At 70.2% G+C, this 17,051-nt stretch carries 22 protein-coding genes; 10 read left to right on the plus strand and 12 right to left on the minus strand.

What is annotated here, in order from left to right; genetic code table 11:
• Positions 1 to 70 precede the first annotated feature (70 nt).
• Together AB4112_RS34350 and mobA are read left to right on the plus strand one after the other, a co-directional pair.
• The gene (locus tag AB4112_RS34350) at positions 71 to 799 is read left to right on the plus strand and encodes a hypothetical protein (protein WP_441726761.1); all 729 of its coding nucleotides are present in this window, start codon (positions 71 to 73) and stop codon (positions 797 to 799) included.
• Positions 796 to 1,437 carry a molybdenum cofactor guanylyltransferase MobA gene (gene mobA, locus AB4112_RS34355; protein ID WP_441726764.1) on the plus strand — a complete coding sequence of 214 codons (642 nt, stop codon included), beginning with the start codon at positions 796 to 798 and terminating at the stop codon, positions 1,435 to 1,437. Before AB4112_RS34350 ends, mobA begins: the two co-directional genes overlap by 4 nt.
• Before the next feature lie 15 nt (positions 1,438 to 1,452).
• Here the strand turns inward: mobA and AB4112_RS34360 are convergent, their stop codons facing one another.
• From AB4112_RS34360 to hemP, 9 genes are all read right to left on the minus strand, one after another.
• The gene (locus AB4112_RS34360) at positions 1,453 to 2,346 is read right to left on the minus strand and encodes a TonB family protein (RefSeq protein WP_441726767.1); all 894 of its coding nucleotides are present in this window, start codon (positions 2,344 to 2,346) and stop codon (positions 1,453 to 1,455) included.
• Positions 2,343 to 2,807: a protein TolR gene (gene tolR, locus AB4112_RS34365; protein ID WP_441726770.1), complete on the minus strand. Its 465-nt coding sequence runs from the start codon at positions 2,805 to 2,807 to the stop codon at positions 2,343 to 2,345. The genes AB4112_RS34360 and tolR overlap by 4 nt, the downstream gene beginning before the upstream one ends.
• Positions 2,807 to 3,475 (minus strand): MotA/TolQ/ExbB proton channel family protein, encoded by a 669-nt coding sequence (locus AB4112_RS34370; protein WP_441726773.1) that lies wholly within the window; start codon positions 3,473 to 3,475, stop codon positions 2,807 to 2,809. The genes tolR and AB4112_RS34370 overlap by 1 nt, the downstream gene beginning before the upstream one ends.
• Before the next feature lie 10 nt (positions 3,476 to 3,485).
• Positions 3,486 to 3,923, minus strand: coding sequence for a Tat pathway signal sequence domain protein (locus AB4112_RS34375; RefSeq protein ID WP_441726776.1), 438 nt, complete (start codon positions 3,921 to 3,923; stop codon positions 3,486 to 3,488).
• Positions 3,924 to 3,930: 7 nt separating this feature from the next.
• Positions 3,931 to 4,710, minus strand: coding sequence for a heme ABC transporter ATP-binding protein (locus AB4112_RS34380; protein WP_441726778.1), 780 nt, complete (start codon positions 4,708 to 4,710; stop codon positions 3,931 to 3,933).
• On the minus strand, positions 4,707 to 5,798 hold the full coding sequence (locus tag AB4112_RS34385) for a FecCD family ABC transporter permease (protein ID WP_441726781.1): 1,092 nt from the start codon (positions 5,796 to 5,798) through the stop codon (positions 4,707 to 4,709). The genes AB4112_RS34380 and AB4112_RS34385 overlap by 4 nt, the downstream gene beginning before the upstream one ends.
• Complete coding sequence (locus AB4112_RS34390; protein ID WP_441726804.1) at positions 5,795 to 6,676, minus strand: heme/hemin ABC transporter substrate-binding protein; 882 nt, start codon at positions 6,674 to 6,676, stop codon at positions 5,795 to 5,797. Before AB4112_RS34390 ends, AB4112_RS34385 begins: the two co-directional genes overlap by 4 nt.
• Positions 6,676 to 7,746: a hemin-degrading factor gene (locus AB4112_RS34395; protein ID WP_441726784.1), complete on the minus strand. Its 1,071-nt coding sequence runs from the start codon at positions 7,744 to 7,746 to the stop codon at positions 6,676 to 6,678. The genes AB4112_RS34390 and AB4112_RS34395 overlap by 1 nt, the downstream gene beginning before the upstream one ends.
• Before the next feature lie 200 nt (positions 7,747 to 7,946).
• Positions 7,947 to 8,165: a hemin uptake protein HemP gene (hemP, locus tag AB4112_RS34400; protein ID WP_309799145.1), complete on the minus strand. Its 219-nt coding sequence runs from the start codon at positions 8,163 to 8,165 to the stop codon at positions 7,947 to 7,949.
• A gap of 342 nt (positions 8,166 to 8,507) precedes the next feature.
• Between hemP and AB4112_RS34405 the strand changes: the two genes are divergently transcribed.
• Entirely contained in the window at positions 8,508 to 8,825 is a 318-nt protein-coding gene (locus AB4112_RS34405; protein WP_309799148.1) for a hypothetical protein, read from the plus strand.
• 24 nt (positions 8,826 to 8,849) lie between these two features.
• Here AB4112_RS34405 and AB4112_RS34410 read toward each other — a convergent pair whose 3' ends face one another.
• Positions 8,850 to 9,365 carry an adenine phosphoribosyltransferase gene (locus tag AB4112_RS34410; protein WP_309799150.1) on the minus strand — a complete coding sequence of 172 codons (516 nt, stop codon included), beginning with the start codon at positions 9,363 to 9,365 and terminating at the stop codon, positions 8,850 to 8,852.
• A 102-nt stretch (positions 9,366 to 9,467) separates the two neighbouring features.
• On the opposite strand from AB4112_RS34410, the gene AB4112_RS34415 reads away from it, so the two are divergent.
• The 6 genes from AB4112_RS34415 to AB4112_RS34440 all read left to right on the plus strand — a co-directional run bounded on the left by AB4112_RS34415 (position 9,468) and on the right by AB4112_RS34440 (position 14,257).
• Positions 9,468 to 10,622 (plus strand): ABC transporter permease, encoded by a 1,155-nt coding sequence (locus tag AB4112_RS34415; RefSeq protein WP_309799152.1) that lies wholly within the window; start codon positions 9,468 to 9,470, stop codon positions 10,620 to 10,622.
• 3 nt (positions 10,623 to 10,625) lie between these two features.
• Positions 10,626 to 11,498, plus strand: a complete 873-nt coding sequence (locus AB4112_RS34420) for an ABC transporter ATP-binding protein (RefSeq protein ID WP_309799154.1) — start codon at positions 10,626 to 10,628, stop codon at positions 11,496 to 11,498.
• A gap of 1 nt (position 11,499) precedes the next feature.
• Positions 11,500 to 12,477 (plus strand): MlaD family protein, encoded by a 978-nt coding sequence (locus tag AB4112_RS34425; RefSeq protein ID WP_441726791.1) that lies wholly within the window; start codon positions 11,500 to 11,502, stop codon positions 12,475 to 12,477.
• 2 nt (positions 12,478 to 12,479) lie between these two features.
• Entirely contained in the window at positions 12,480 to 13,145 is a 666-nt protein-coding gene (locus AB4112_RS34430) for an ABC-type transport auxiliary lipoprotein family protein (RefSeq protein ID WP_441726794.1), read from the plus strand.
• 10 nt (positions 13,146 to 13,155) lie between these two features.
• A complete protein-coding gene (locus AB4112_RS34435; RefSeq protein WP_441726797.1) occupies positions 13,156 to 13,347 on the plus strand; it encodes a hypothetical protein in 192 nt (63 codons plus the stop codon).
• Positions 13,348 to 13,495: 148 nt separating this feature from the next.
• A complete protein-coding gene (locus AB4112_RS34440) occupies positions 13,496 to 14,257 on the plus strand; it encodes a DeoR/GlpR family DNA-binding transcription regulator (protein WP_309799159.1) in 762 nt (253 codons plus the stop codon).
• On the opposite strand, the gene AB4112_RS34445 is transcribed toward AB4112_RS34440, so the two are convergent.
• The gene (locus AB4112_RS34445) at positions 14,254 to 14,871 is read right to left on the minus strand and encodes a hypothetical protein (protein ID WP_309799161.1); all 618 of its coding nucleotides are present in this window, start codon (positions 14,869 to 14,871) and stop codon (positions 14,254 to 14,256) included. The genes AB4112_RS34440 and AB4112_RS34445 overlap by 4 nt on opposite strands.
• A 265-nt stretch (positions 14,872 to 15,136) precedes the next feature.
• Between AB4112_RS34445 and AB4112_RS34450 the strand changes: the two genes are divergently transcribed.
• A complete protein-coding gene (locus AB4112_RS34450; RefSeq protein WP_309799163.1) occupies positions 15,137 to 16,603 on the plus strand; it encodes a capsule assembly Wzi family protein in 1,467 nt (488 codons plus the stop codon).
• 36 nt (positions 16,604 to 16,639) lie between these two features.
• On the opposite strand, the gene AB4112_RS34455 is transcribed toward AB4112_RS34450, so the two are convergent.
• On the minus strand, positions 16,640 to 17,051 hold a 412-nt coding region (locus AB4112_RS34455; protein WP_441726801.1), incomplete at its 5' end, for a cupin domain-containing protein.

Below are 17,051 nucleotides of genomic sequence, written 5' to 3' on the forward strand. Positions count from 1 at the left end.
CGACAATATAGGACGCTCTTTGACGAAGGCGTATGCTTCTTTGCGACATGAGGCGTGACAGAAGGGCCCGATGATCCGGAGACTTGTGGGCGTGGCGCTGCTGGTGATCGGCGGCTTGCTGCTGTTCGGCGCCTTGCAGGGCGCGTGGGAGCGCGAGATCTGGCGCGGGAACGCGGTCGAGGTCGACGGGCTGGTGCTGCCGCCCGAGGCCGGGATAAAGCTGGCCCAGACCATCCCGGCGCTGGCGGCGGCGAAGACCATTGTCCGGCTGGGCTATGTCCGTTCGGTCTATGCCGGCCTTGAGACTGGCTTCGCGACGACGCCCCAGCCTGGCGAGCGGGTCGCCGTGCTGATGGACCCGCAGCAGCAGGACCAGGCCGTCCTGAACGATCCCTTGGCGATCTGGGGCGACCAGTTGGTCGCGGGCGCAGTCGCGCTCGTGCTTGCCCTGGCCGGGCTGGTGATGATGCGCGGCCGGCCGGGCCGCGTGGTGACAGCCGGCGGCGCCACCGCCGCGATCGCCGCCGTCCTCCGCCAGGTCGCGGCGAAGCAGGCCGGCGCCGAATCATCCGCCCGGGCCTCGGCCACCCGGACCGCCTCGGCGGCGACCGCGGCCGTGAGGCCGGCGCACCCGGTGTTCGCCAGTGTCGTCCAGCGCCAGCGCGACGGCATCGTCACGGTCCAGCGGAGCAGCCCGACCATCACCCGCACGGTCGAGCGGCCCACCGGCGTCGGGCCGATCCTGATCCTCGCCATCGTCGTCGTGGCCCTGGCGGTCTATCTGGTCATGGCGGCATGAGCTTGGAGGAGGAGGGCGGGCCGGTGCTCGGCGCGATCCTGGCCGGCGGCCTGGCCCGGCGCATGGGCGGCGGCGACAAGGGGCTGCGACCGCTCGGCGGCGCCGTCATGCTCGACCGGGTGATCGGCCGGGCCGCGCCGCAGGTGGCGGCGCTGTGCCTCAACGCCAATGGCGATCCCGGCCGTTTCGCGCGATGGCCCCTGCCGGTGGTGCCCGACGACGTGCCGGGTGCGGCCGGGCCGCTGGCCGGCATCCTGGCGGTGTTGGATTGGGCGGCCGCGACCGATCCGCAGATCCGCACCGTGGCCAGCTTTCCTTGCGACGCGCCCTTCATCCCGCGTGACCTGGTGGCGCGGTTGGCCGCGGTGCGGCTGGAGCAGGGGGCGGAGATCGCCATGGCGGCCTCGGGGGGCCGGACCCACCCGGTGGTGGCGCTGTGGCCGGTGGCGTTGCGCGGCGACCTGCGGCATGCGCTGGTCGTGGAGGATATCCGCAAGATCGAGCGCTGGACGGCGCGCCATCCGACCGCCGTGGTCGAGTTCGCCAGCAATCCGGTCGACCCCTTCCTCAACAGCAACACGCCGGAGGATCTGGCCGAGGCGGAGCGTCTGCTGGCCCGGTATCCCGGGCTGGCGTGACGGGCGGGCTGCCGTTCAGCGCGGATCGATCCGGAAGGGAAGCTGGATGCTGGTCAGGCGCGTCGGCGGCGGCGGCACCGGGGAGGCCCCGTCGACCCGTCGCATGATCTCGCGATCGATCGGGGGCGACCCGGAAGACCGCGAGACCTCGGAAGCGCTGATGGTGCCGTCCAGTTCGATGGTCACGGTGACGACCACCTGGGTGGTCTCGCGGACCATCGAGGCGACCCGCTGGATGCGTTGCGCCAGGTGGCCGCGCAGCATGTTGGCGTAATCCGCGGTCTTCTGCCCCGAGCTGGCCGCCGCCGGAGGGGGCGAAGCCACCGATGGCTGGGCCGGGACGGCCGCCACTTGGGCCGGCGTCGTCGGCGGCGCGGTGCGGCGCGGCTGCGTGCGCGGACGCTGTTCGGTGCGGTGCGGCGGATCCGGCTTCACCGGCGGCGGCTGCACCAGCTCCGGCTCGACCGCGTCGACCGTCTCCGGCACCGCGGCCACCACCGCCTCGGTCGCCGCGGTCGTGGTGATGGCCTGCAGCGGGTCTTCGACCGGCGCCTGGTCCGGCGGCTGGATCTCCGCGGTCTCGGTCGTGGGCGTGCCGACCGGCGGCGGCGGTTCCGTGACCGGCGTCACCGCCGGGTCGACCGGCACGGCTTCGGCCACTTCGGTCGGCTCCGTCGTCTCGGTCGGCTCCGTCGTGTCGGTCGTCGGGGTCGGCTCGGCCGGGCTGGCCTCGGCTGGCTGCGACATCGCCTCGCCGAACCCCGCCATCTCGACGGCCATCGGCGTGTCGGTCGGCGCCGGCGCGGCGGCGCCGACCAGGCTCGGCAGCAGGGCGACGATGACGCCGCCATGGATCAGGCCCGACACGGCGATGGCGACGCCGCGTCCGGAAAGGCGCAGGCGGCTCATGGCGCGGTCGGTGCGGCGCCCGGGGCGGTCGCGGACGGGGCCATGCCCTGGGCGATCAGCGACACTCGGGCGAAGCCGGCCTGGCCGACGGCGCCCATCACCTCCATCACCCTTCCATAGGGCACGTCCTTGTCGCCGCGGACATAGACCACCGATCCGGGATTGGCCTGGGCCGCCGCCTGCAGCGCCGCCGGCGCGGTCTCGGGCGTCAGCACCTGGCCGTCGTTGAGCGACAGCGCGCCCGTCTTGTCGACCGTGACGATCACCGGCTTCTGCGGCTGGCCGATCTTGTCGGCGCTGGTCTTGGGCAGGTCGACCGGCACGCCGACCATCATCAGCGGCGCCGCGACCATGAAGATGATCAGCAGCACCAGCATGACGTCGACCATCGGCGTCACATTGATCTCCGCCAACGGCGCGTAATCGTCGCCGTCGTCGGAATCGAGCAGCGCGCCCGCCATTATTCGGCCGCCTGGCGCCGCGCGGCGGCGGCGAAGCGCCCGCCGGACAGGTGCTCGGCCATCACCCCGATCGCGGTGCCGAAGGTCTGGTTGACCCGGCGCAGGTCGGTCGAGAACTTGTTGTAGGCCATGACAGCCGGAATCGCGGCGACCAGCCCGATCGCGGTGGCGAACAGCGCCTCGGCGATGCCAGGGGCCACGACTGCCAGGCTGGTGTCCTGCGAACTGGCGATCGAGGTGAAGCTGTTCATGATGCCCCAGACCGTGCCGAACAGCCCGACGAAGGGCGCCGCCGACCCGATGGTGGCGAGGAAGGGCAGGCCGATCTCACGCCGCCGGACCACCTCGCTCGAGGCGCGGCGCATCGCCCGTTCGATCCGCTCGCGATAGTCCGACCGGCTTTCGTCGGGATCGACCGCGCGCCACTGGGCCAGCCCGGCCTCGACCACCGGCTTGGCCGGGTCCACCGGGATCAGGTCGACCTCGTGCTCGGTGTCGACCCGGCGGCGGAAGGCCGCGGCGGCGCGGCGCAGCCGGCCGATGGTGAACAGCTTATCGATGATGATGCCCCAGCAGCCGACCGAAGCCAGCAACAGCAGCGCCAGGACGCCCTGGACGATGATGTCCGCCTGCTGCACCAGGGCGATGATCGAGAGATCGTGCTCCATCGGGGGCTCCTCAGCGCATCAGGGCGACAGGCAGGCGCGAGCGCGTCTGGACCCGGTCGATGCAGTCGGCCGCGGGGCCGGCCTCGGTCTTGCAGTCGAGCACGTCGTTGACCAGGACCGAGCCGATGGCGTCGCAGGCCAGGCCGGAGACCTCGAACGCCTTGACGCTGGTCTTGCGGGCCCGCAGCGGCGCCGCGTCGACCGCCAGCCGCTTCCGGATCGCGCCGTCGGTGCCGAAGAACACCAGGTCGAGCTTGAACGACTGGTAGGCGGCGTCGCTGGTGCCGAACACCATGTTGACGGCGCAGTTCTCGCCGCGCGGCTCGAGCGTGTTCAGCTCCAGGCTGACGCCGTCCGGCGTGGTGGCGGCGACCGCCTCCGCCGCGACGGCGGGCGCGGCGGAAAGGGCCACCAGCAGGGCAGCGAGCGCGGACACTGAATGGCGCATGATGTCCTCAGATCGGAACAAGGAAGGGCCTGTCGGAACGGGGGTTGGGGATGATCTCGACCGCGCAGCCGAACACGGCCTCCACGGTCGCGGTGGTCAGCACCTGGGCCGGCGGGCCGGCGGCGAAGACGCGACCGCGGCGCAGCAGCACGACCTCGTCGGCGAAGCGCGCCGCCTGGTTCAAATCGTGCAGGATCGCCAGCACGCCGGTGCCGGCATCGGCCAGCCCGCGGGCGACGCGCAGGATCGCGGATTGATGCGCCAGGTCGAGGCTGGCGGTCGGCTCGTCGAGCAGCAGGTAGAACGGCGCCGCGGCGCTGCTGCCCGAGATCTGGGCCAGCACCCGGGCGAACTGGATGCGCTGCTGCTCGCCGCCGGAGAGAGTCGGGTAGGACCGGTCGGCCAGGTCGGCGGCGTCGGCGGCATCCAGCGCCGCAGCGATGGCGCGCCGGTCGGCGGCGGCATCGGCGACGCCGCGATGCGGCGCCCGGCCCAGCGTCACCACCTCGCGCCCGGTCAGCGGAAAGTCCAGCGTCACCTGCTGCGGCAGCACCGCCCGGCGGCGGGCCAGGGCCACCAGGTCCCAGGCGGACAGCGGTGCGTCGTCGAGGCTGACGGTGCCGGAGGAGGGCGAGCGTTCGCCGGCCAGGCAGCGCAGCAGGGTCGATTTGCCGGCACCGTTCGGGCCGAGCACGGCGGTGAAGCGGCCGGGCGCGACGGCGAGGTCGATGCTGTCGAGCAGCGGGACCCGGCCGATGCGGACGCCGACGGCTTCGGCCCGCATCATGGCTGGGTCCCCCGGCGGCGCAGCAGCAGCGCCAGGAAGACGGGCGCGCCGAGGCCGGTGGTGACGATGCCGACCGGCAGCTCGGCCGGGGCGACGATGGTGCGGGCGACCAGGTCGGCGCCGAGCAGCAGGGCGGCGCCGAGCAGGGCCGAGGCCGGCAGCAGGCCGCGATGGTCCGCGCCAATGATCAGCCGTAGCGTGTGTGGCACCAGCAAACCAACGAAGCCGATCATGCCGCTGACCGCGACCGCGGCGCCGACCGCCAGCGCGACCACGCCGACCAGCAGCCGCGTCACCTTCTCGATCGGGAAGCCCAGATGCAGCGCCACCGCTTCGCCCAGCAGCACGCCGTTCAGCGCCCGGGCGGCCAGGGCGACGGCGGCCAACAGGACCAGGGCGAAGGGCAGCACGGCGAACACCGCGGTCCAGGTGCCGCCGCTGAGGCTGCCCAGGGTCCAGAAGGTGATGGTGCGCATCGCGTTCTCGTCGGCCTTGAACACGACATAGCCGGTGCCGGTGGCGGCCAGCGCGTTCACCGCGATGCCGGTCAGCAGCATCATGGTGACCGAGACCCGGCCGTCCCGCTTCGACAGGCGGTAGACCGCGACGGTGGCGACCAGCCCGCCGATGAAGGCCGCGAGCGGCAGGGCGTAGATGTTGAGCAGGGGGATGCCGGCCAGCGCCGCCGGCACGCCCAGGGCGATCACCGTGACCCCGGCGAAGGCGGCGCCGCCGCTGACCCCGATCAGGCCGGGATCGGCCAGCGGGTTGCGGAACAGCCCCTGCATCATCGCGCCCGAGACCGCCAGGGTGGCGCCGACCATGGCGCCCAGCAGCGTCCGCGGCAGGCGGATGGCCTCGACGATGGCGGCCTCGCGCCCAGTCACCGCATTGAGGCCGCCGAACCCGAGATGCTGGCCCAGGATGGCCAGGACATGGCTCAGCGGGATGTCGGCCGGCCCGATGCTGATGCTGGCGAGCACGGCCGCGACCAGCAGCAGCACGAGTCCCGCCAGGGTCAGCGACAGGCGGCGGATCTGCCGACGGTCGGCCGCGGACGGAATCCTGCCTGCGGCCAGAACAGTCACGACCCGGCGCTCCAGGCGCGGTCGGGCAGGGTCGGCGGAGTCCAGCCGGGATGGATCGCGATCGCCAGGTCGCGCGCCGCCTGGGGCGTGCGCGGCCCGAAGCCGAGCAGGTAGAGCGAATCCATCTGGATCACCCGGCCGTTCTTCCCGGCCGGGGTCTCGGCGAAGACCGGAAGCTTCGCGATCGCGTCGATGCCGCCATTGGCCTCGACGGCGTGGCTGGCGATCACGACGACATCGGGCGCCGCCGCCGCCACGGCTTCCGGCGACAGCTGCTTGTAGCGCTCGACCTCGCCGACCGCGTTGGTGCCGCCGGCCAGGCGGATCACGCCGTCGGCAGCGGTGCCGCTGCCCCCGCCCAGCGGGGCACCAGCGGTGAGCGACAGCACGAACAGCACGCGCGGCTGGGTCGGGGCCTTGGCCACGGCCTCGGCCACCGCGGCGAAATCGGCGCGGACGCCCTGGCTCAGCCCCTGGTCGGCCAGGCCCAGCGCCGCCTCGACCCCTTCGATCTTGGCGATCACGGCGTCCGCGGTGAAGCCTTCCTTGAGGATGTCCAGCGCCGTGCCGGCCGACCGGATCTGCTCCAGCACCGCCGGCGGGCCGGCGGATGCGGTGGTCAGGACCAGGTCGGGGCCGAGCGACAGCACGCCTTCGGCTGAGAGCTGGCGGAGATAGCCGACCTGCGGCAGCTTTCGGGCCGCCAGCGGGTACAGGCTGGTGGTGTCGACCCCGACGATGCGGCCTTCGGCGTGCAGGGCGAAGACGATTTCGGTCAGGTCGCCGCCGGCGACGACGACGCGCTGCGGCGGTTCGGCCCGGGCGGGCAGGGCGGCCGACAGCAGCGCGGCGGCGGCGATGGCGAGCAGCGGGCGCATCACGCCACGGCCTCGGCGCCGACCGCATCGATCAGCGCCCGCCAGTCGGCCCGCTCCGGTTGGCCCGGCTTGCGCGCGCCGAACAGCATCGCCATCAGCGTGCCGTCGACGTCGAACAGTTCGAGCGAGGTCACGGTGCCGTCCTTGGTCGGCTTGCGCACGATCCAGCTGCTGGCGATCCGGTCCTCGCGCAGATGCAGGTTGAAGCCGGGGTCCAGCACGTTCAGCCAGGGCCCGGCATCCTTCAGCGTGTGCACCGGGCCGGTGTGGATCTGGATGCAGCCGGGATTGCCGACAAAGACCATGATCGATTCACCGCCCGCCGCGGCGCGGGCCAGCAGCCGGCGCAGCGTGTCCTGGGCGACCGGCTCGGCCCGGGCCGGGGCGGCCAGCCGCATCGCCTGCAGCCGGTCCAGCCGGTGGGTCTTCAGCAGGCCGAAGAACTGGTGCGTGTCCTCCATCGCGTCCCAGCCGGCGCGGAAGCCGGCGACGTCGATCTCGGCATCGTCGAGCACCACCGGGCCGGCGATCGCCTCGGGGACCAGCACCGGCGCCTGGTCGTCGTGGCGGAAGCGGTCGGTCAGCGCGGCGAAGGCGGCGCGGTCGCTGTCATCGGTCAGGTAGATCTTGTGGACGGCGGTGCCGGCGGCGTCGAAGAACTGCAGGCACGGCTTCGGCCCCGACTGTGTCGTCCCGGCGCCGCCCACCGCGAAGCCATGCTTCCAGCGGGTGTAGAACAGCCGCAGGTCGATGTCGGCGCCCAGCGCCAGGCCGACATGGCTGCCGGCCGAGACGTTCTGGTAGGTGCCGATCTTCTCGTGCACGACGCTTTCGTTCCGGGTCAGCGCCATCACCGGGCCGAGGCTTTCGACGGCCCGCAGGATCGTGCTCCACTCGCCGCCGATGCGGAGGGTGCCGGCACCGGTGCCGGAGGCGACCAGCTCGCCCTCGCTGACGCCCAGCGCCGCCGCGGCGTCACGCGCCCGCAACTGCGGGCGCTCTTCGCGCAGTGCGGCCCAGCGGGCGGCGAGGGCCGGGGCGGTCCCGGCCAGGGTATCGAGGCTCTGCATCAGGCTCTCCTATCGCCGGGGGGCGGTGGTGCCGGCGATCGGCGGGGTGCGACCGGACATGCGAAAACGAGGCCAAGGACGGTGCCGGCCAGGGTGCGATGCATGACGAGAACCTGTTTCGAGGCGACGGGTCCTCGCGCAACGGCCTGGCGGCGGGATGGAACCCGACTTGCTGGGGGCGCGAAGCGATCGGGGAAGGGCTACTTGGTCAGGATGAGCTTGCTGTTGCGGGTGATCCGCAGGCGATAGACATCCTCGCCATGCTGGATCGTCAGCTCGCGGCGGGTGCCGAACAGCTCACGCGTGTCCAGGTTCGTCGCCACGGGCCGCTGCGGCGGCTCGATCGCATGCAGTGTGGGCTGATCCAGCATTGGTCCCATCCACGGTGATTGGTCGAACATTTCGATGTTGAGAGTCATTCTCATATCTGTCGGCGCTGGTCAAGCGGATGCGTGTCATTCCTAATTGCATTTACTGAAAATGCCCTGGCCCGGCTGGCGGCGAGAGGGCTGGGGCATGCCGGATTGGTTGGCGATTCGACGTCCGCACCTGAACGACGGGACCTATGCCGTGGGATAGCTCCACCTCTCCCCCGACCCAATCGACCGCGAACCGGACTCAGCCTAGCGTTGGGTGCTTGGCGCAGCAGCGGAAACATTGGGAAACGCGATGTTTGGTGCCGGCGGCCTCGGCGCGCAATATAGTGCGAGCATCAGCGGAAGCCGGTGAGGACGGGTGCGGATGGAGACAGGAGCCGGGCGATGATCGAAGCGCAAGAGATCGAGCGCAGGCCGACCGACCGGCTGGCCCAGCCTTCAGTCGACCTTTCCGTCTGCGAGGACCGCGTCGTCGAGCGCTTCCTCGACCATCCCGCGGCCCCGCGCAGCGATGGTGATTTCCTGCGCCGGCTCAACCGCAGCCTGTTCGACGAGCCGGAGTATCGGCGCGCCATACCCAGCCTGCGCAGCCTTGCCATGGTGGCAGCCGTGGCGCTGCTGGCCGTGGGGGCTGCGGCGCTGGTCGGCACCGCCTGGCATGATCTGAGCGGCGGCGGGCCCGTTCAGCAGGAGGCCCGCTGAACCGCCCGCCCGCTCCACCGGCTCTCAGCTGTCGTATTGCATCAGCGAGGTCACCGGCGCGTCGATCTTGTCGCGGCCGCCGAGGAAGGTCAGCTCGATGAAGCAGGCAGCGCCGCGCACATCGGCGCCGACCCGGCGCAGCAGCTGGATCGCCGCCGCCATGGTGCCGCCGGTCGCCAGCAGGTCGTCCACCACCACCACGCGCTGGCCCGGCTTGATCGCGTCTGCCTGGATCTCGATCGCATCCGACCCGTATTCGAGCTCATAGAGATGACCGATGGTTTCGCCCGGCAGCTTGCCGCGCTTGCGGCACATCACGAAGCCGCAGTCCAGGACGTAGGCCAGCGGCGCCGCGGCCAGGAAACCGCGGGATTCGATGCCGACCAGGATATCCGGTTGCCATTCCTTGACCGAAGCCGCCATGGTCTCGACCGCGTGCCGCCACGCCTGCGGATGAGCCAGAAGCGGCGAGATGTCGTAGAACAGGATACCTGGCTTGGGAAAATCCGGGATGCCGCGTATGTGCGACTTGAGATCCATGAGACGTCCTGGGTTGCGGGCCGGAATGACCATGCATCGTAGTCCCTGCCGCCCGAAAGGCAATTCGCAGGTGCGGAAACCTGGCATCGCGGGGGGCCGGTGGTGACAGCGGCGGCAGCGGTCGCCGGCGACGAGGCCCGGATCGACAGCAGCGTCGAGCGCGACGTCACGACCCTGCGCCTCGCCGGGCCCTGGATCACGCGGACGGCCGCGCCGCTCGACCACGACCTCGCCGCCCTGGTGCGGAAGCACCCGGGCGGGACCGTGGTGCTGGACCTGTCCGGGGTCAGCGTGCTCGACACCGTCGGCGCCTGGCTGGTGCACCGCACCCAGGAGGATCTGGCCACCGGCGGCGCGACGGTCCGGGTCGAAGGCGTGTCGGCCGATCAGAAGGGGCTGCTGGAGGCAGTGTCGCGGGTCGAGCGCGACGTGCCGGTGAAGCATCCCGACCGCAACATCCTGTACGACCTGGCGCTGCGCACCGGCAAGTCGACCTACCATTTCCGCGACGAAGCGTTGGCGTTGCTGAGCTTCCTCGGCATGCTCGTGGTCAAGAGCCTGCGGGCGCTGCTGCATCCCGGCCGGATCCGCTTCATCGCCCTGGCCCACAACATCGAGACCACCGGCCTCAACGCAATGCCGATCGTCGGCCTGCTGTCCTTCCTGATCGGCGTCGTGCTGGCCTATCAGGGCGCCGACCAGCTGGCCCGCTTCGGGGCGCAGATCTTCGTCGTCAACCTGCTCGGCGTCTCGGTGTTGCGCGAGCTCGGGGGGCTGATCACCGCGATCATCGTCGCCGGCCGCTCCGGCTCGGCCTTCACCGCGCAGATCGGCACCATGCAGGTGAACCAGGAGGTCGACGCGATGGAGACCCTGGGTCTCGATCCGATCGACGTGCTGGTGATCCCGCGGGTGTTCGCCCTGGCCATCACCCTGCCGCTCCTGACCTTCTACGCCAGCATGATGGCGATCTTCGGCGGCGCGCTGATGTCCTACTTCGTGCTCGACATCAGTGCCGCCCAATTCCTGCAGCAGTTCAAGGCAGCGATCGGCGTCAACACCTTCTGGGTCGGCATGGTCAAGGCGCCGGTCTTCGCCTTCGCCATCGCCATGGTCGGCTGCTATGAGGGGCTGAAGGTGTCGGGCAGCGCCGAAAGCGTCGGCCGGCTGACCACGCAATCGGTCGTCGTCTCGATCTTCCTGGTGATCGTGCTCGACGCCCTGTTCTCGATCCTGTTTGCGACCTTGGGGATATGAGCCATGCACAAGACCGCAGAGGCTCCGGAGCGCGAGGCGCCGGACGACACGGTCGCGATCCGGGTGCGCGGGCTGAAGACCCAGTTCGGATCCCAGGTCATCCATGAGGGGCTGGACCTCGACGTCCGGCGCGGCGAGGTGCTGGGCGTGGTCGGCGGCTCCGGCACCGGCAAGTCGGTGCTGCTGAAGGAGATCATCGGGCTGATCCGGCCGGCGGCGGGGTCGATCGAGGTGCTCGGCGTCGACATGGATGCGGCCGACGAGGCGGAACGCAGGGCGGTGCAGCGGCGTTGGGGGGTGATGTTCCAGGACGGAGCCCTGTTCAGCTCGATGACCGTGGCGGAAAACATCCAGGTGCCGCTGAAGGAGTACACCCGCCTGTCGCGGTCGATGATGGACGATCTGGCGCGGGTGAAGATCGCGATGGCCGGGTTGGCCTGCAGCGCGGCGACCAAGCACCCGTCCGAGTTGTCCGGCGGCATGCGCAAGCGCGCAGCCCTGGCGCGGGCGCTGGCGCTCGACCCTGAGATCCTGTTCCTGGACGAGCCGACCGCCGGCCTCGACCCGATCGGCGCCGCCGCCTTCGACGAGCTCATCGCCGAGCTGCAGCGCAGCCTCAAGCTGACGGTGTTCATGGTCACCCACGACCTCGACAGCCTGGTCACCATCTGCGACCGCATCGCCGTGCTGGTCGACAAGAAGATCGTGGTCGACACCTACGAGAACCTGCTCCAGATCGACCATCCCTGGATCCAGGAGTATTTCCACGGGCCGCGCGGCCGGGCGGCGGAGGTGGCGCATGCCGAGCACGCAGACCATGCCGTGACGGCCCAGTCCAAGGCGGCCCAGGCCAAGGTGATCGGGGCGGAGAGCTGAGATGGAGACCCGCGCGAGTTACGTCGCCGTCGGCAGTTTCGTCCTGATCCTGATGGTCGGGCTGGTGGTCTTCGCGGTCTGGCTCGGCGGGGCCGGCCTGCGAGAGAACGCCGACCGCTACCTGATCTACTTCTCCGGCAACGTCACCGGCCTGCAGGAGGGCAGCCAGGTCCGCTACCGCGGCATCCCGGTCGGCACGGTCCAGGACGTCGCCATCGACCCCGCCAATGTCGAGCGGGTGCGGGTCCGCATCGCGGTCCGGCCCACCACTCCGATCGTCAAGGGCACCGTGGCGTCGCTGGAGATCCAGGGGCTGACCGGCGGCGCCTTCGTCCTGCTCAGCGGCGGCGTCCAGGGCGCACCGAAGCTGGAGAAGGCGGAGGGCGAGGAATACCCGTCCATCCCATCCAGGACCTCCGGGCTGCAGGCGATCGTCGACACCGTGCCGCAGCTGCTCGACCGGCTGTCGGACATCTCGCGCGAGGTCCAGAAGATCTTCTCCGAGGACAATCGCAAGAACATCACCGGGATCCTGGCCAACCTGAACACCCTGACTGCGGCCCTGGCCGACCGCTCGGCCCAGCTCGCCACCACGATCGACCGGATCGACACCCTGACCCAGAATGTCGATGGGCTGGTCACCGAGGCGCGCTCCGACCTCGCCCGGATCACCTCCGGCGCCACCGGCTTCCTGTCGACCACGGACGGCCAGGTCAACGCCGCGGTGACCGATGCGCGGGCGATGATCGCCTCGCTGCGGCAGAGCGCCGACGGCGTCGCCCGGCTCCTGAAGCAGTCGGGCCCGGGGGTGGAGAGCTTCTCCACCGACGGGCTCTACGAGATCACCCAGCTGATTACCCAGCTGCGGCAGCTGACCGACAATCTCAACCGGACGCTGTCGCGGCTCGACCGCAGCCCGGCCCAGTTCCTGTTCGGCGGCTCGTCCGGCGGCGTCCCGCCGCAAGGCTCCTCGAGGTGAAGATGACGCTTCCTCCCCTGTCCCGGCGCCTCTTCCTGCGGCAGGCCACCTTGTCCTCGGCTGCGGTCGGCCTGGCCGGTTGCGGCGGCATCAGCGCCTTGGCGCCGCCGGCGCCCTCGGTCTACGAGCTGACGCCGAAGAACACCTTCGACGCCAACCTGCCGAAGGTGACCTGGCAGCTGCTGGTCGACATGCCCTCGGCCAACGCCGGGATCGACACCGACCGCATCGCGATCAGCGAGAACCCGACCTCGCTGGACTATTTCGCCAAGGTCGCCTGGGTCGACCGCGCCCCGGCCATGGTCGTCGGCCTGCTGGTCGAAAGCTTCGAGAACACCGGCAAGATCATCTCGGTCGGGCGGCAGATCTCGGGGCTGCGGGCCAATTACGTGCTGCAGCCGGAGATCCGGGAGTTCCGGGCCGAGCGCTGGCCGGGCGAGCCCTACCGGGTGCGGGTGCGGATCGGCGCCAAGCTGGTCCGCTTCCCCCAGCGCACCATCATCGGCGGCGACAGCTTCGAGCGGGTGATGACGGTCTCGGGGCCGGATTTCAGCGCCGTGATCCAGGCCTGGGACGATGCTCTGGGCGGGGTGCTGAAGCAGATCGTGGAATGGGCCCTGCGCACCGGCGAGCACGATGACCGGGCAGGGGGGAGGCCGCGGCGCTGAGGCGCCGGCCATGGCCTCGCCTGTCGACAGGCGGGCCGGAATCGATGGGTGGGAGGATCGCGGCGCCGCCTGTGGGCGGGCCGCGCGTCATGTCGTCAGCGCCGGCCGGTCAGCGGGTGACGGTCTGCCAGAAGAAGAAGGCGACGACGGCGGCGATGATGACCCACTCGAAACCCATGATCCGATCCATCTGCATGCGTGACGGCGCCTTTCATAGCACGGGACGGCCCGATCGCAAGCCGCTCGCCGCGCGGCCTTCCCAGCCTCGATGTTCGGAAGTGAAAATATTGGTGTCGTTTCGGCTTCCTCGGTAGCATTCCTTTTCGTCAAGCCACGGAAGAAGAGCGCCCATGAACGCCACGGCGCGGCAGAACCAGATCGTCGAACTGGTCCATCAGGAAGGCTACGTCACCGTCGAGGCCCTGTCCGACCGCTTCCAGGTGACGCCGCAGACCATCCGCCGCGACATCTCGCTGCTGCAGGACCGGACCCTGCTGCGGCGCTTCCATGGCGGCGTCACCGTGCCGGGCAGCGTCGAGAATTTCGCCTATTCGACTCGCCAGGTGCTGTGCCTGGAGGAAAAGCGCCGGATCGCCCGGCTGACAGCGCGGCAAGTTCCCGACAACGCGTCGCTGTTCCTCAACATCGGCACGACGACCGAGGAGGTGGCGCGGGCGCTGCTGGGCCATCGCGGGCTGCGGGTGATCACCAACAACATCAACGTCGCCAACATCCTGTATTCGAATGCGAGCTTCGAGGTGATCGTCGCCGGCGGCGTCGTCCGCGCCAGGGACGGCGGCATCGTCGGCGAGGCGACGCTCGACTTCGTGCGCCAGTTCAAGGTGGATGTCGGCATCATCGGCATCAGCGGCATCGACGCGGACGGCACGCTGCTCGACTACGACTACCGCGAGGTGCAGGTGGCGCGGGCGATCATCGAGAATTCGCGCCAGGTGTTCCTGGTCACCGACCACACCAAGTTCGGCCGCAACGCCATGGTCCGCCTGGCGTCGATCGGCGAGATCGACGCCCTGTTCACCGACCGGGTCCCGCCGGCGCCCTTCGGCGAGGCGATCGCCGCCACCAGCTGCCGGGTCCACGTCGCCGACTAGATCACCCCGTCGCGCTGCAGCCGGTCGACCAGGTCCTGGGCGACCTTCGCGGCCAGGTCGGCGAAATCGGCGCTGGAATTGCCGCGGGCGACGGCGTCGGCCTTCCAGATGGTGGCGTGGTTGCCGGTGTCCTCCAGCGTGGCGTCGTAGCGGGCCGTCGGCTCCTGCACCCAGCCGCCGCCGGTTACCGCCCCGGTGAAGGGGCCGCGATAGGGTCCGTAGCCATAGCCGTAGCCGCCATAGGGAAAGAACGGGTCCGACACATAGGTCGGCGGGATGAAGCGGGTGGTGACGCCGCGCTGGTCGACCGCGATCCGCAGCACCGCGCGGACGCCGGCCGTGCGGATGGCAGCGGCCTCGACCTGCGGCCCGCCGGGCCGGGTGGGCGGGACCAGGTCGATCATGCGGACGGCCCGGACCCCGCGCGCGCCGAGCTCGGCCACGGCCGCGCTCTCCAGCGCCTCGCGCTCGCCGAGGCGCTGGGTGTCCGCCGCCACGACCATCGAGCCGATCTTCGGCCCGCCGCGATAGGCGGGGTCGACATAGCCCGCCACCCGCGTCTGCACACAGGCGCCGAGGAGCAGGGCGGTCAGCACCAGGGCGAGGCTGCGCATGGCAACTCCTGAGAATCGATATCATCCACCAAGGACATGGCGCAGCGGATCGCAGCCGCCAAGGGCAGTGTTACAGCTGTGACAAATTTGTCGCCTCGAAATCGGCGCAGCACGCGCCGCCTCGCGCGGTGGCTGGGCTTCCCGGGGCGTCTTGTGTATGGAGGTTGGATTGTCAGGCCGTCCGGGGGGACCAATGGCCGTTGCCAGGAAGTTTGTTGCCGCTGTTGTCGTCGCCGCCATTTCCGGCGGTACCTTGGGAGCGGGGGTGCAGAATGCTGCCGCCAGCCCGTGGGCGGAGCCGGGCGACTCGACGCTGCGCAACGACATCCACATCCTCGAGAATTTCGGCCTCGTCGACGGCATCCTGAACACCTGGCCGCTGCCCTGGGCCCAGATCACCTATCGCCTGGCGGACGCCGATCGCGATTCGCTGCCGGCCTATGCCCGGGCCGCGCTCGACCGCGTCCGCGCCCGGGCGGCGTCCGAGACCCGGCAGGGCCAGGCGCATGCCACGCTGGAAGCGAACCTGACCAACCAGCCGGCCCTGGTGCGCGGCTTCGACTACACCCCGCGCCAGCGCGGCGAGGTGACGGCGTCGCTGGAATACATGGGCGATTCGACCGCGCTGCGCCTGTCGGTCGGCGCCTATTCCCGCTTCTTCAAGGATGACAGCCCCTGGTACTACGCCGGCCAGGATCAGTTCCAGGCCTCGCTCGACGGCACCTACCTCGCCCAGCGGGTCGACAACTGGATCCTCTACGCCGGCTGGCTCGACGAGTGGTGGGGACCGGGCGAGACCACCAGCCTGATCCTGTCGACCAACGCCCGGCCGTTCCCCAAGGTCGGGTTCATGCGCTCCAACCCGCATGCCTTCGAGACGCCCTGGCTCAGCTGGATCGGCCCGTGGCAGGTCACCGGCTTCCTGGGCGTGCTGCCAGACGACCGCATCGTCTCCAACACCCTGATGTTCGGCCTGCGCGCGTCGATCAATCCGATCCCCGGCCTCGAGCTCAGTGCCTCGCGTGTCATGATGTTCTGCGGCAGCGGCCGGCCCTGCAGCCCCAGCAGCTTCTTCGACGGCTTCTTCGGCAACACCAACGTCAACGCCGCGCAGCAGGCGCAGGATCCTGCCAACCAGATCGCCGGTTTCGACGCCCGCTACAGCAACCAGCTGTTCGGCCAGCCCTTCGAGATCTATGGCGAGCTGACCGGCGAAGACGCCGCCGCCTCCGCCATCGGCATTCCGCTGCCGTCGCGGAACGCGGCCGTGATCGGCGGTTCGGTGTGGAACGGCTGGGGCGATGACGGTGCGATGTGGAAGGTCAATGTCGAGTATTCGAACTCGACGGCGGATTTCTTGAACAAGAAGATCTTCGGGTTCTTCTACGAGAACTTCGCCTATCCCGACGGCTATCGCTTCTACGACCGGACGATGGGCGACAGCCTGGATGGCGATGCCGAACTGTTCGGCGTCACCGGCACCTTCATCGACACCGACAACTGGACCTACAAGGTCGCCTACTACCACACCAACCTGAATCCGTCCGACAACCCCAAGAACCAGGTCAGCCAGACGGCGGAGACGATTAACATCGTCGATCTCGGCATGTCGATCCCGATGCGGCGCAACACCGTCGGCGTCAACCTGCGGGTCCAGGACGATTCGCCGAACAGCCCGCACTCGAAGAAGCCGATGGCGGCGCTCGGCGTGTCGACGACGATCCGCTTCTGATCGTCGCCGCCGGGGCCATCGTCAGAGCTTCCCGCGTCAGGGCTTCTCGCCGCGGACGACGTCGTCCTCGCCGAGATAGGGTCCGGCGCGGACCTCGATGAGCTCGAGGTCGATCTTGCCGGGGTTCTCCAGCCGATGGTCGGTGCCGATCGGCAGGTAGATCGCCTCGTTCTCGCGCAGGATGCGGGTCTGGCCTTCGAGCGTGACGCGGGCGGTGCCGGACAGCACCACCCAGTGCTCGGAGCGGTGGTAGTGCCGCTGCAGCGCCAGCTCCTGCCCGGGATGGACGATCACGCGCTTGACCTGGAAGCGATCGCCGGCATGCAGCGACTTGACCGTGCCCCAGGGCCGGTAGATCTCGCGGTGGATCACCGCCTCGGGCCGCTTGGCCGCCTTCAGCCGGTCGGTGATGGCCTTGACGTCCTGGACCTGGTCCTTGGCCGCGACC

The organism is Inquilinus sp. 2KB_23 (genome assembly GCF_052115705.1).
GTDB lineage: Bacteria > Pseudomonadota > Alphaproteobacteria > DSM-16000 > Inquilinaceae > Inquilinus > Inquilinus ginsengisoli_A.